We start from the raw sequence: 13,539 nt of genomic DNA on the forward strand, positions 1-13,539 counted from the left end.
TTGAAGCCGTTGCCCCATTGGGTCAGAACACTATTTAGGGTCAGACTTTGGGTCCGAGGAAAAATGATTCTTTACCATTTATGGAGACTTGACCATGTCGCCAAAACCGCTTAGATGCAAAAAGTTGTTCACTGGGGGTTACTTTTCTCTTTATTGTCATTCCTGCGCAAGCAGGAATCCACTTTTCGTCATTGCGAGCGCAACGTGGCAATCTATGTTTTCTCAAATCTTAAATTTCTAATCTTAAATCTTCCCCGCCTCACCGCGGCGAAACCAAGAGTTTGCTGTCCCAAGCACAGTTAAAGAAATCGAAGTGTCGAATCCAAAGAAATTTGGTGTAGAGCAAAGTAACAAGCACAAACATAGATAATGCTTTACTTTATCGTACAAGAATCACATTACCCGTCAGGTGAATGTTTAAATCAACTACCGTGTTTGGGCATCAACTAAATAGGGTTCCTATGAGGGCAACTCAATCGGTTCTCTGGACTCGGTATTTGAAGTTGCATTTTTTGGTTTTCGGTCTTGAGAAACGGCGCAGCAATAAAAAGAACAACCGAGACCATTAGAATTATTAGCCCGTTTCTTAAGCACTGATAAGCAGCTTCATTGCGCAAATGCCGAGCCAAATTTACTTTCTCCTGCGCAGCAAGCGCAGCGATCTTAACTTCATCGTTATCTTTGGATTTTAGGACAAAATCTGTACCGTAACCGTACAGGGGAAGTGTCCTTAATGCACCAAGGGCAAGAACACCCCCCATGATTGTATACAGAACCGATAAACCCGAGATACTTGATACAAGTAGTTTTAGTGTCCCATTATCCAACATCTTTGAGTAATAACCACCAATCGAACCAAGAATCGTTAGTGCAATACTTATCGAAACCGTAAACTTGACGGTTTTTTCATCTATCGACTTTGCTCTTTCGTGCTCTTCCCTAAGACGTCTAGTTAGAGATTCTTCGTCAAGCTGATGATATAAACCATATTCTCCGTCTTTGTTGCCAATGCCCGGATACGCCGCTTTTCTCAGAATCCTTTTCGAATGAAAATAAAAAAATACAAATGGGAATAACTCCTCAAATAGTCGTTTCACATAAATATTCCTCATGAGTTACCTCGTGCGAGCCATTCCGCCACTGCCAAATCAATACACCTTTTGTCACTATTCAACCATCCCCACTCGCCTGTTGGATTGATTTCAAGGAATACAAAATCATCACCTGTTTCGAGCAGGTCTATGGCTCCAAAGGCTAATCCCAATTTTCTCACTAGATTTTTGCATGATTCCTTAACTTCTAACGGCAAGTCAAAATCTATATACTGCAATCTTTCTTTTGGCACCTTGCGCCAATCACCTTTAACAGGTATCCCGTCTTCCAAAATTCTTACTGCCCAGACATGATCACCAACCACCGTAATGCGACAATCGACTTTTGGCTCAATACACTGCTGAACAATTAAAGGCGCAGAGGCAATTGATTCATCGGTCAATTCGTTCACATCACATTCCGTAGTATATGTAAAAAGACAATCGTTTCCCTCACGTATTAGTACCGTATCTAGTGACTTCACTATCACTGGATTAGCCAACTGCTTTTTAAACTGTTCGCAATCGTTACCTACCAAAGTAGAAGGCACTTTAAAACCACACTGCCAAGCAACCATCAACTGATAAGGCTTACTCTCAGCTAGATATGTTGCTTGTGGCCAATTCATCCATCGAATACCCTCAAATATACTGAGCGCTCTCAGAAAAGCACTCCACTGAGACCGTAGTAATTGGTCTTCTGACGATAGAGGATTGGGTGGGGTGTTGCGGAGAAATACAGGTTGACGAAACCAGATGGCTCTGAGGGATTTGGATGTTCCTAGAAGCTCCCCATTTCGCACAACCGATAACGATGGCTTAACTGGATCAACTGTAAACCGATAATTAGGTAAATCTTCACGGTTTACACGTGCACAACTGATTTCTAAATCCTTCAGCCTGAGAACAACCATGTCAGCGGAAAAATCATATAAGCTTGTAAGTAATAAAACTTCAAAGCTCATTCGCCTTTTTGGTCCTCTCCTGTTTCTTGGTCACATTTTTTCGATACGGAATGAACTATAAACTCTTGGGTTCTTACCAATGGCAAACCCTGATGACACCAATAACCTTGCTCGTTGTCATACGTCGCCTCTTCGGGTAATTTAGGTGCTTCCGTATATCTGCGACGAGTGGAATGTGCCAATAATACGTGCTCTGCCATATCAAATAGTCCTCCCGTTCAAATAAAAACCCTCTAAAATAGTAATACACAACGCTTTTTGATTAGTAGTTCAGTATAACATGAGGCAGATGTACTGTCAAGGCAAGAAATAGAGGATAGATTTTAGCGTAACTGGGCTTAAAAATCAATCAAATGCGCATATACCTTTTGACAAATCCGCAAATTCCGTAAATTTTTTTTACCCCTTTCCTAATAACGAGTTACGTGGTTTATCCGCCGCAGGCGGAGCATAATTTTCGCATCAATAGCGCAAGTTCCTCCAATTATAGAGAGGCAGTCTCTCTTGAAAGGAATTACTAATGAGCGGTTACCAATAACCAATTAATGCTGTTTATAATTTACTTTTCTTTTTTTCTCTGCGGCCGAAATTTCGGCAACGGAGATTTTCTATTTATAGCGAAAAAATCAATCAAAATGATTAAATTATGCAAAACAAACCCAATTTAGGACAAAGTCAAATCTTTTATAACCCCAATGAAAACCATGTATTATAACGAAAAATTCACTTTGGACACTTGGTCAAAACAAACCCAAACAAAGCCAATTTTACCGGCCTTCGCCGGTAAAATTGCCCTGAGCGTAGCCGAAGGGCCTATTAAAACAAATATCCGCCCCCTTTTTCACATAATCCCTTATACATCAGTCTGTTACGTACGCTTTCCAGCAATTTCCTTGATTTACAGCCCTCGATTTGATACAATAGCTTTGTTTAATAGGGGTGGTTCGATTTGTGAGGAGGTTCGGGTGAGCCCGTGGCTTGAAACTATAGGTATTGTCCTGATAGCTCTGCTGGGTGTTTTTCTCGGCAAACTGTTTTCACGTCCCCGCCGGGCGGTCTATTGGATGGCGGGTTATCTTCTGTCTGTCTCGCTCATTTTCTTTCTGTTAATTATCAGATATTCTAATTCACTCGCCTTCACCCAGCCGTTCGTCTGGATTTCGGCAGGACGTGTAAAGTTTGTCATTTTCTCTTTAGCTGTAACAATGGGCCTGACCGCCCCGCTGTCGCGCCTGCCTTACAAATTTGAGAAGGCCGCTGTATGCGTCCTGATGGTTATAATTGTGTTCTGGTTTTCGGTTTTGCCTTTTCTTGTCCCCGCTTTGATTCAAAACTATCTCGCCAATCTCACTACTCTGTTGGATGCCAACGGCGTTTGCTTTCAAACCACAGATTATACTTGCGCTCCCGCTGCGGCTGTAACAGCCCTGGGTAAATTGGGGCTGACTGCTGACGAAGGAGAAATAGCTATACTTGCTCACACAAGCCCCGTCGTAGGTACTCTGCCGGGCTGTCTCCAGTCAGCGCTTCAGAACCGCTATGGCAGCGAGGGCCTTAAATGCCAGTACCGCCGCTTCGACTCAATTGCTCAGCTAAAGGATGCCGGCCTTACCTTGGCTGTTGTAAAAAGCGCATTTCTGACAGACCACTGCGTCGCCGTCCTCGAAGTCGGGGACAGGATGATTACTATCGCCGACCCTGCCGGCGGAAAAATGTTGATGTCCCACAAGCAGTTTGAAGAAATCTGGCGATTTTCCGGCATCGTCCTGAAGCGTGATTCTACGCAAGGCCGTGTAAGTTAAACACCGGTCTCGTTTTATTCGATGCGTTTCCTGTAAAGCCGCGTTTCCAGAGGCTTTCGGTAACCTGTCCAGTTCGAATCCCCCGGCTCATTGTCAATCGCCGCCGTTACCTGATTTATCTTGGCGTCCAAATCGTCAATATAATTGACCATAAACGCCTCTGGCGTTGCCGGCAGCTTCGGTGAGCCGAATTCGTATTTGCCGTGGTGCGACAAAACAATATGCCCAAGAGCATCTAATATCTCGTCATCAATCTTTGTCCCCTTCGCTGCCACAACCTCAGCCTTTTTATTCAGCAGAAGGTAGCTTTTTGCAACATGCCCGATTAGCTGTCCAGAATCGGTATATGAAAAGGCCATATCGTATGCAAGCTCTTCGGTCTTGCCTATATCGTGGATTAAAATCCCCGTCAGGACCAAATCGCCCTGCACATCCGGATACAAAGGCAGTATCGCGACAGCTACCCGCAGCATATTGTGGGTATGCTCCAGCAGCCCTCCGATATAGCTATGATGTAATGACGCCGCGGCCGGCGCTGTGCAGAATTTCTCCATCAGTTCGGTATCAGCCAAAAATTCTCCGACAAGTGATTTTAATTGACTGTGCTTTATACCCCCCAAAATCTTTTTTACATCCTCGAACATCTGCTTTACATCCTTGCTGGTTCGCGCCAAAAATTCCTCAATGTTGACCTTGCTCGCATCGACGATACCGATGTTATTTACAACAACTTGCAGGTTACTTTGATAAAGCTCGCTTCTTCCCTGTATATGGACAAATCCGGGCTTCGGCAGCGAGTTATAAACTATCTCCGTCGCCTGCCACATCCGCCCGTTCAGCTGCCCCGTCCGGTCGCAAAGGAACATCGCTATATACAGGTCGCCTTTGGTTGTGCTTCGCAGAACCGGCTCTTTTACCATATAAATATCATTGATTGTCTGTCCCGGCTCGATTTCATTGATAAATTTATGCGCCATTACCTTACTCCGTTAAATTGGTTTTGTCATTGCGAGCCCTTTATGGGCGAAGCAATCTCGATTATCAATCATCACTCATCAATTATCAATAAAAAACCACGGCCTATTCCGATACCAAATATAATCTTGCATCCCCGCACATTTTGGGCTATATAATGGGCTTTTAATTAACGCAATACGGAATACGAATTATGCGATACAGCCGGATGTTAATACCGACCGTCAAGGAAGCCCCCGCCGATGCGGAAGTTACCAGCCATAAATTGATGCTCCGCGCAGGCCTGATGCGAAAAGTCTCCAGCGGAACCTACACCTATCTGCCTCTCGGCTGGCGCAGCCTGCTCAAAGTCATCACAATCGTCCGCGAGGAAATGAATAAGGCCGGCGCTCAGGAAATCCTTATGCCCTCTGTCCAGCCGATGGAGCTGTGGCAAAAAACTGGCCGTGACGTTGACTACGGCCAAACTATGGCAAAATTCCAGGATAGGCACGACCACTGGAATGTCATCGCCCCGACAGCCGAAGAGGTCGTTACTACACTGGCCGCTGGCGAGATAAACTCGTATAAGCAGCTCCCGATGAATATCTACCAAATCAGCTTCAAGTTCCGCGACGAGTTCCGCCCGCGTTTCGGCCCTATTCGTTCCCGCGAATTCATAATGAAAGATGCGTACAGCTTCCACGCCGATGAAAAATGCCTCGACAAAGAATACTGGAATATGTATGAAACCTATAAACGCATCTTTAAACGCTGCGGCCTCGGTTACGTCATCGTCGAAGCCGAGTCCGGCGAAATGGGCGGCTCCGGCTCACATCAGTTCACCATCCCCTGCGAATCAGGCGAAGACATAATCGTCTACACCGAAGACTCCTCCTACGCCGCCAATATCGAAAAAGCCGCCGTTGACGCTCTGCCAAAACAAAAACCGCTTGCCAATGTCCCCAAGCCGGAAGAAGTGCACACTCCAAACGTCGGCAGCATTGAAGCCGTCTGCGCCTTCCTCAAGACCCAGCCGAAGGATATGATTAAAACCCTCATTTACACAACCGGAACAGACCAAGAGTATAGAAAAGAACGTGGAGCTTATGAAGCAGACCATAAAGATGAGAACTCTTGGGCTGAACCTATACTTCAAATTGAAAGAAAATTTGCAGTACTCATTCGCGGCGACCACGATTTGAATCCCGAGAAACTAACGCAAATCCTCGGCGGAAAACACGCTGAGCTTGCCGACGAAGCTGCAATCAAAAAAATCACCGGCGCAAAAGTCGGCTTCGCAGGACCAATTGGACTCGCAGGCAAGATTTCTAAATTAATTATCGACCACGCCGTTGCCGCTATGGCCGTCGGCGTCACCGGCGCAAACAAAACTGATTATCATATTAAGAATGTCGTCCCCGGCCGGGATTTCCCGCTCGAAGGCGATAACATAATTGTCGCCGATGTCCGAAACGCCGTCGAAGGCGACACATATAACGGAAAGAAACTGCTCTTCAGGCACGGCATTGAAGTCGGTCAGGTCTTCAAACTCGGCACTAAATATTCAGTCAAACTCGGCGCTAAATTCCTCGACGAAACCGGAAAAGAGCAGCCATGCCTTATGGGCTGTTACGGCATCGGTATAAACCGCATAGTCGCGTCAGCAATCGAGGCAGGCAACGATGCAAACGGCATCATCTTTCCGATAAGCATCGCACCATTCGAAGTCATCGTTACCAGCGTAAATCAGGATGATAAAGAGGTCGTAGGAACCGCCGAAAAAATCTATCAGCAATTGCTCGATAAGAATATCGAAGTCCTGCTCGATGACAGGGACCTCCGCGGCGGAATAAAATTCAAAGACGCCGATTTGCTCGGAATCCCCGTCCGGATTACCGTCGGCAGCAAGTCCCTCAAAGAAGGCAACATCGAAATCAAGCTGCGAAGCGAATCACAATGCCAAAAAGTCCCCGTTAAAGAAGCACTGAATAAAACCGTCGAATTAGTTGACTCGCTAAAAAAGCCGTTGAATTGTTAAACTGGCCGATAAACACAAATGTGGAACTTAAACGCTCCGAAACCTGCTAAGCTGATAATAGGTATCTTGGCCGCTGACCAGGAATGCCTGACAGCCGCCCTCGAGGCGATAAATGCCAATTTCGGCAAAACCGATTTTGTAAGCGACGTCTGGCCGTTCGACCAGACCGATTATTACAAAGAGCAGACCGGCGAAAATATCTTAAGGCAGTTCGTCAGCATCGAAAAACTTATCGACCCCGCCAAGCTTGCCAAAATCAAACTCAAAACCAATAAAATCGAGCAAAAACTCGCCGAACAATCCGCCTCCGACCTGCTCAGGCCGGTCAATCTCGACCCCGGCCTAATCGAGCCCTCCAAGCTTGTTTTAGCCACGACAAAAAACTACTCCCATCGCATATACATCGGCAAAAAAATATTTGCCGAGGTAACGCTTATTTACGATAAGGCCGCCTGGCGTCCCTTCGACTACACCTACCCCGATTACAAGCAGGATTGTTACCACGATTTTTTCAGTAAAGTAAGAACGCGATTAGTGGAGCAGTTAAAATCAAAGCATTAATTCCACCAGCAGTAACTTTATTGGCCGGCTCATTTATACTGTCGGTCATCTTAACGGGCTTAGTAAGGAAACTGGCCGAGCGCGTCGGCTTCGTCGCTCACCCGGCCGCAGACAGATACCACCGCTCGGTAATTCCCCTCGGCGGCGGAATCGCAATCTTCACCGCTATAACCGCTATCCTGGTTACTGCCGCAATCGCGATAAAAACTCTGCTTGTCCCCGGCCGCCTCCCCTGGCTCGTCGAATCGGCCAAAATCAACCCAGCCGATTTTCTCGGAAAAACAAATCAGCTTGTAATTATTCTGCTCTGCGCTCTTGTCTTGTTCCTGCTCGGCCTCTGGGACGACAAAAAGCACCTCGGCCCATTTTTAAAACTCATCGTCCAGTTCGCAGTTGCGGTAACCGCCGCGTCCTTTGCAGATGTCCGGGTCGAGTTCTTCATCGAAAATACATTAATCACCACCGCCCTTTCCGCCTTCTGGATAGTCCTGATTATTAATGCCTTTAACTTTCTCGACAATATGGATGGCGCCTCCGCAGGCATCGCCGTAATAGTCGCCTCCATTTTATTCACCGCGGCCGCCGTAAGCGGCCAGGTCTTCGTAGGCGGACTGGCGCTCGTCTTCATAGGGATATTGCTGGGCTTTTTGGCGTTTAATTTCCCCCCCGCCAAAATCTTCGCCGGTGACGCCGGCTCGCTCGTAATCGGCTTTTTTTTGGCGATGTTGTCCCTGCGCACCACTTATTACAACCAGGCGCAAAGCGGCCGATGGTATCCGGTTTTTATCCCGCTTATCGTTATGGCGGTCCCGCTTTATGATTTTATCAGCGTAACTATCCTCCGTATAAAACAGGGTAAAAGCCCCTTCGTCGGTGACACCCAGCATTTTTCCCATCGGCTGAAAAAACGCGGCCTGTCCGATACCCAGACTGTTTTGTCCCTGTATCTGGCCACGCTCTGCACCGGCCTCGGAGCTACTTTCCTTTATCAGGTTAATCTCGCCGGAGCGTTCCTAATCTTCGCTCAGACGTTTATGATTTTAGCCATTATCGCCATTCTCGAAACTACATCGGGAAATGAAAAAAATGCCGCTTGATTCAAACTTATCAAAAAGTAAAGGACAGGTGATTTTAGAATACATCACCCTTGCTCTCTGTCTTTGCGTGATTGCTCTTCGCGCGACCTACACCGAAGGCCCTGCAATGCAATCCATCTCCCCCTCCAACCTGAACAACAACCTCTACAGTCTGTCCGTATCAGCCGTCCTGTTCTTCGCGTTTACGTTCTGGCTTACATACAGCTTCTGCTCTAAAAGATTTTTATACCGTATCACTGCTGTCGAAATCGGCTTGTTTTTGTTCTGCATAGCTGCTGTCATTGCCGCTTTCGCCGCCTCGAACAAACGCGCCGCGATTACAGATGCTGCCTGTCTCATCGCGCCTGTGCTGATGGCGATTCTCTTGGTGCAGATATTGGATTCCCCCTCGAAGATAAAATTGGTGTTGGTAGTTATTGCCGCTCTGGGGGTGGTCTCCGCCTACCAATGCACCGACCAGTTTCTCACCAGCAATCAGGCAATGATTGACCAATATGAAAAAGACCCCCAGACTATCCTCGAACCGCTCGGCATACAAAGCAGCTCTTTCCAGCAGTTTCTTTTCGAGCATCGCCTCTATTCAAAAGACGTTCGCGGCTTTTTCACTACCGGCAATTCCGCCGGCTCATCCGCAATTTTGGCTTCCTTCGCCGCTCTCGCTCTATTTATTGACAAATTAAAAAATCGCCAATCCGCGCTGTCTCTTATCGCCTGCGGCCTCACTGCAGCCGTCGTCATTTTCGGCCTTATCATTACCCGCAGCAAAGGCGCAATCTCCGCATCTCTGATTGCAGCGGTTCTTTTTGTTGCGTTTCTTTGTTTCGGCAACTGGCTCCAATCCCACAAAAAAGCCGTATTACTTGTCTGCTTATTACTTTCCATCGTCCTCGGCTTCGCACTTGTTTCCTACGGATTGAATCACGACCGGCTGCCCGGCGGAAACTCGATGCTCGTCCGCTGGCAGTATTGGCTCGCCGCTGCAAAGATGTATGCCGACCATCCCTTCACCGGCGTCGGCCCTGGTAACTTCGCCAATTTTTATACACATTATAAAGCTGCCGCGGCGCTGGAGTCTGTTGCAGACCCCCACAATTTTCTGCTCACTATTTTGACTCAGTATGGACCGCTCGGCCTTGTCGGTTTCTTGGCTTTATTCTTCATACCTTTGTGGAAATCATTTCCCGGCCGGCCGGGGCTTTCTCCGCAAGTTCAGCCGCAGGTGCCCTTCGGAACCCTTGCCGCAATTTACCTGCCGGTCTTATCCGTTGCGTTACTGCTTATCCGGCCGCTGGTTATGCGCACTCCCACCGGCGACACCTTTGAAGTAGCGATGTATCTGATATTCACATTATATGTTGCGCCGCTGATTACATTTATTGTCGGTTTTTGGCTTTTGACGGCATCGCAATATGCTGCACGCAGCACGCAACACGCTATACGCGGTACGAGCATCATCTCTGCTGCTCTTTTTTGTGCTGTCTTAGGTTTACTTCTGCACAACTTGATAGACTTTGCCATTTTTGAGCCGCCCGTGTTTACCGCTTTGTGCGCGATAGTCGCCTGTCTTATTGCATCTAACTCCCAGCAAACTCTTCAGCCAATACTTGTTATAAAACTTCCTCTTCCAGTGAGAATAATATTAGCTGCTTCCTGCCTGCTGCTGATTTGGGGTTTCTTTAATTATGCGCTGGTCCCCGTCGCCAAGACATCGAAACTCAATCAGCAGGCGGTCCGGCAGAATATCCCTTCTGAATATGCTCACCTTATCTTGTACCTTGCAGCCGAAATGGATCCGCTGGACCCGACGGCATTAAACCTGAACGGCAGGCTCTATTTGCAAAATTACAAAGAAACACCGAACGCGCAGCCGGCCCTGCTCAAAAAGGCTGAAGCTTGTTTCCTTGCCGCCATTGCCCGTGATAATGCGGATTTCAAAAACTATGAAAAGCTTAGCGAGGTTTACACACTGCTCACAAACAGCTCACCCGTGGAAGAAAAAACTGATTTGCTGGATTACTCGTTCGACTGCCTTTTGTCCGCCGCCGAGCGATATCCAACCTCCGACCGCCTGCGGTTCGAATTGGCCGAAGTCTCCGAACAATTGGGCAAGACCGATATCGCCGTCGCCCAGTACGAAAAAGCGGTTGAAATTGAAGATGCCTATCGTAATCAGTTTAAGATAATGTACCCGGGACGTGAAATATTCAGCCGGCTCGGCGAGGAAAATTACCAAAAAGCAAAACAGCGGATAAAACAACTCTCCGGGCAGCCGGCTCGATAACCTTATGCGCCGTCTAAACTGCTCAATATATCCTGCGGTATGTCAAAATTAGCGTATGTGTTTTGAATGTCTTCGTGGTCTTCGAATGCTTCCATCAGCGAAATTATTTTCTTTGCTGTCACCGCATCGCTGATGGTAATAGTATTCTGAGGCACCATCGAAATCTCAGATGTCTCGATGGCTATCCCTTTTTCCGTCAGTGTATTCTTCAGCCCCTCATGGATTCCCGCGTCGCACGTTATCTCGAACAGCTCCCCCGTATTTTGCATATCGTCCGCACCGGCGGCCAAAACTATCTCCATAAGCTCGTCTTCGTTTGTCCCCTCCGCCTTAACGTTTATCACACCCTTCTTGCTGAACATCCAGTTGACGCATCCCGTTGTCCCCAGTGAGCCGCCGTGCTTCTCGAAAATCTTCTTAATTTCCGGAGCCGTCCGGTTGTGATTGTCTGTCAGCCCCTCCACCACTATGGCCACCCCGCCCGGCCCGTAACCTTCGTAGTGAACCTCCGAAAAACTAACCCCGTCGGTTCCGCCGGTCCCCTTTTTAACTGCCTTCTCAATCGTGTCTTTCGGCATATTGACGCTCTTTGCCTTGTCGATGGCATACCGTAAAGACAGGTTCGCTCCCGGGTCGCCCCCGCCCGCTCGCGCGGCGACGATTATCATTCGTGCTACCTTGCTCCACGCCCTGCCGCGCTTTGCGTCAACCGCCGCTTTTTTATGCTTTATACTTGACCAGTGAGAATGACCTGACATACCTGCTCCTGACTAAATTATAAAAAACCGGCATTATTATAGTCTCTTCGATGACTAAATGCAACAAACCTTTCTGCGCTCATCCACCAGACGCCGTTCGCATCCGCACCGAATATAACGATGTTCTCGCCGTAATAAAAAGCGTCTTTTTATCTTTGCCGCCGAAACAGACATTCGATGGCTGCTCAGGAACCTCTATCGTTTCTATCTTTTCACCGTTCTTGTTATAAACCGCAACAACATTTGTCGTTAGGTAGATATTGCCCTCGTTATCTATCGTCATCCCGTCCGAACCTTCCGGCGCAAAAAGCTTTTTATTAGACAGCGTCCCGTCCTCATTGATGGCATATACGAACGTCTTGCCTCCGCCGTGGTCCGCAACGTAAAGCGTTTTGCCGTCCGCTGTCCCTATCACGCCGTTTGGCCTGACCATATCGTCGATTACGCGGATAAGTTTTTTATGGTCTGGCAAAAGATAATAAACATATTCGCCCCCCTGCTCCATTCCGACCTTGCCGCCATACCGGGGATCGGTAAAATAAATCCCGCAATTCGCATCGGCCCACAGGTCGTTCGGGCTGTTCAACTGTTTATTATCGTATTTATCCGCCAGCACCTTCCTTCTCCCGTTTTGTCCTATTGACACTACCCGCCGCCTGCCGCCTTCACAAACCAGCAGGTCGCCCTTTTTATCGAAGAATAATCCGTTGGCCCCGCCGGAATCCTTGTCAAACGTTATAAGCTTGCCGTCTAACGTCCACTTGTGAATCCGGTTATTGTGAATATCCGTAAAGAAGATATTGCCCTCCTTATCAGCCGCCGGCCCTTCCGTGAATTTAAACCCGCCCGCCAGTTTCTCTACCTTCGCGCCTTCCGCCGCAACGCTCACCTTCTCTGCACCGCAGCTCACCGCCGCCGACACCGCCAAAACCACACACACTAAAATTTCCCTGCTCATTTCTTTCTCCTTTTTGCCCCCACACAGTCGAACATGTTTCGCCCTCCACATTATCATTTACCCCCTTGCACCGCAAGGAATTACTCCCACGCGGGTTTTTCCCTCACACCGCCGCCCTTTTTTGAGGGTTGCGGTTTGTAAATTATTTTACAAATTTCACGGAACACTTCCCCTCTTTTGCGCATCCTATAACATAGAAATCACCATCCCTCCTCCATATTTTTAGTTGCGGAGGGAGAGGAAAATATGGTATAATATCACACCCGCAGCGAGGAGGCCGTTACTTGGCGGATTCGAAGGAGAAGGAGATATGAAAACGATAATCTCAGCTATCGCACTTGCATCGCTTGTTTTTTGTTTTGCGGGCATAACTAAAGCCGCTACTATTGAGTTTAATTTACTTGATTTGGGCTGCCCGACAACGTTCAGCTATAATTCATCTCGCTGGCGCACAGACATCGACCTCGGTATTCCTGTTAATGAAATATCTCACGTCTATATCGATTGGTCAGGCACATTCACCGCCAGTCTGTTAGCGTATAGTGACGACCCCGCTAACCCATTTCCGATGTATGTGTCTTTAAGCGCCGAATTGGTGACAGGACTTACGTCATACTTCACTAGAATCTTTGGGGGAGAATCCGCCTATCCTGCCCCGCAATCATTTACCGCCGTCTCTGAGCTTTTCAATGTGGGTTCGTGGTCACCGTCAGAACCATATATTAATTTCCGATACAGTGAACTAGTACCATTCGGCAAACCTGTAAATCTTGTTGAGCACGGTTCGCTAACGCTAAATGATGCGACATTGATCATCGAGGGGACATTCGTCCCCGAGCCGGCTTCTTTATTCCTTCTCACCCTCGGCGGACTCTTCCTCAAAAGAGGCCGAAATAACAAATAGGAACAGCCGCTATTTTTTAAATGAGCATCTTTTTCATTTCGCGCAGCGTCCCGGCAAAATCCGCGCATAAAAAATCCCTGTTAATTTAGGCAATCTTTGGCTGAACTTTTCTATAAACTACGAACTA

The 13,539-nt window shown here is 47.6% G+C and carries 11 protein-coding genes; 6 read left to right on the forward strand and 5 right to left on the reverse strand.

Annotation, left to right across the window (positions count from 1 at the left end; genetic code table 11):
• Nucleotides 1–446: 446 nt before the first annotated feature.
• Both PHG53_10145 and PHG53_10150 read right to left on the reverse strand, forming a co-directional pair.
• Nucleotides 447–1,097 carry a hypothetical protein gene (locus tag PHG53_10145; protein MDD5381978.1) on the reverse strand — a complete coding sequence of 217 codons (651 nt, stop codon included), beginning with the start codon at nt 1,095–1,097 and terminating at the stop codon, nt 447–449.
• A gap of 11 nt (nt 1,098–1,108) precedes the next feature.
• Nucleotides 1,109–2,056, reverse strand: a complete 948-nt coding sequence (locus PHG53_10150) for a RimK-like protein (GenBank protein MDD5381979.1) — start codon at nt 2,054–2,056, stop codon at nt 1,109–1,111.
• Nucleotides 2,057–3,021: 965 nt separating this feature from the next.
• Here PHG53_10150 and PHG53_10155 point away from each other — a divergent pair.
• Nucleotides 3,022–3,858 carry a cysteine peptidase family C39 domain-containing protein gene (locus tag PHG53_10155; protein ID MDD5381980.1) on the forward strand — a complete coding sequence of 279 codons (837 nt, stop codon included), beginning with the start codon at nt 3,022–3,024 and terminating at the stop codon, nt 3,856–3,858.
• A gap of 14 nt (nt 3,859–3,872) precedes the next feature.
• Here the strand turns inward: PHG53_10155 and PHG53_10160 are convergent, their stop codons facing one another.
• Nucleotides 3,873–4,835, reverse strand: coding sequence for an HD domain-containing protein (locus PHG53_10160; protein ID MDD5381981.1), 963 nt, complete (start codon nt 4,833–4,835; stop codon nt 3,873–3,875).
• Between the two features lie 191 nt (nt 4,836–5,026).
• Here PHG53_10160 and PHG53_10165 point away from each other — a divergent pair, with 191 nt between their 5' ends.
• From PHG53_10165 to PHG53_10180, 4 genes are read left to right on the forward strand one after another with little or no spacing between them, the layout of a single operon-like run.
• Nucleotides 5,027–6,853: a proline--tRNA ligase gene (locus tag PHG53_10165; protein ID MDD5381982.1), complete on the forward strand. Its 1,827-nt coding sequence runs from the start codon at nt 5,027–5,029 to the stop codon at nt 6,851–6,853.
• Nucleotides 6,854–6,871: 18 nt separating this feature from the next.
• Nucleotides 6,872–7,414: a DUF4416 family protein gene (locus PHG53_10170; protein ID MDD5381983.1), complete on the forward strand. Its 543-nt coding sequence runs from the start codon at nt 6,872–6,874 to the stop codon at nt 7,412–7,414.
• A gap of 20 nt (nt 7,415–7,434) precedes the next feature.
• Nucleotides 7,435–8,511 (forward strand): MraY family glycosyltransferase, encoded by a 1,077-nt coding sequence (locus PHG53_10175; GenBank protein ID MDD5381984.1) that lies wholly within the window; start codon nt 7,435–7,437, stop codon nt 8,509–8,511.
• Nucleotides 8,501–10,792: an O-antigen ligase family protein gene (locus PHG53_10180; GenBank protein MDD5381985.1), complete on the forward strand. Its 2,292-nt coding sequence runs from the start codon at nt 8,501–8,503 to the stop codon at nt 10,790–10,792. The genes PHG53_10175 and PHG53_10180 overlap by 11 nt, the downstream gene beginning before the upstream one ends.
• Before the next feature lie 2 nt (nt 10,793–10,794).
• Here PHG53_10180 and PHG53_10185 read toward each other — a convergent pair whose 3' ends face one another.
• The gene (locus tag PHG53_10185) at nt 10,795–11,550 is read right to left on the reverse strand and encodes a YebC/PmpR family DNA-binding transcriptional regulator (protein MDD5381986.1); all 756 of its coding nucleotides are present in this window, start codon (nt 11,548–11,550) and stop codon (nt 10,795–10,797) included.
• 79 nt (nt 11,551–11,629) lie between these two features.
• The gene (locus PHG53_10190) at nt 11,630–12,508 is read right to left on the reverse strand and encodes an SMP-30/gluconolactonase/LRE family protein (GenBank protein MDD5381987.1); all 879 of its coding nucleotides are present in this window, start codon (nt 12,506–12,508) and stop codon (nt 11,630–11,632) included.
• A 310-nt stretch (nt 12,509–12,818) separates the two neighbouring features.
• On the opposite strand from PHG53_10190, the gene PHG53_10195 reads away from it, so the two are divergent.
• Nucleotides 12,819–13,412, forward strand: coding sequence for a PEP-CTERM sorting domain-containing protein (locus PHG53_10195; protein ID MDD5381988.1), 594 nt, complete (start codon nt 12,819–12,821; stop codon nt 13,410–13,412).
• Nucleotides 13,413–13,539: the final 127 nt, after the last annotated feature.

The organism is Phycisphaerae bacterium (assembly GCA_028714855.1).
Taxonomy (GTDB): Bacteria; Planctomycetota; Phycisphaerae; order Sedimentisphaerales; family Anaerobacaceae; genus CAIYOL01.

What these genes read in the sequence shown, in the direction of transcription:
- PHG53_10150 (MDD5381979.1), bottom strand. Translation starts at nt 2,056, where the DNA reads ATGAGCTTTGAAGTTTTATTACTTACAAGCTTATATGATTTTTCCGCT.
- PHG53_10160 (MDD5381981.1), bottom strand. Translation starts at nt 4,835, where the DNA reads ATGGCGCATAAATTTATCAATGAAATCGAGCCGGGACAGACAATCAAT.
- PHG53_10165 (MDD5381982.1), top strand. Translation starts at nt 5,027, where the DNA reads ATGCGATACAGCCGGATGTTAATACCGACCGTCAAGGAAGCCCCCGCC.
- PHG53_10170 (MDD5381983.1), top strand. Translation starts at nt 6,872, where the DNA reads ATGTGGAACTTAAACGCTCCGAAACCTGCTAAGCTGATAATAGGTATC.
- PHG53_10180 (MDD5381985.1), top strand. Translation starts at nt 8,501, where the DNA reads ATGCCGCTTGATTCAAACTTATCAAAAAGTAAAGGACAGGTGATTTTA.
- PHG53_10185 (MDD5381986.1), bottom strand. Translation starts at nt 11,550, where the DNA reads ATGTCAGGTCATTCTCACTGGTCAAGTATAAAGCATAAAAAAGCGGCG.
- PHG53_10190 (MDD5381987.1), bottom strand. Translation starts at nt 12,508, where the DNA reads ATGAGCAGGGAAATTTTAGTGTGTGTGGTTTTGGCGGTGTCGGCGGCG.
- PHG53_10195 (MDD5381988.1), top strand. Translation starts at nt 12,819, where the DNA reads ATGAAAACGATAATCTCAGCTATCGCACTTGCATCGCTTGTTTTTTGT.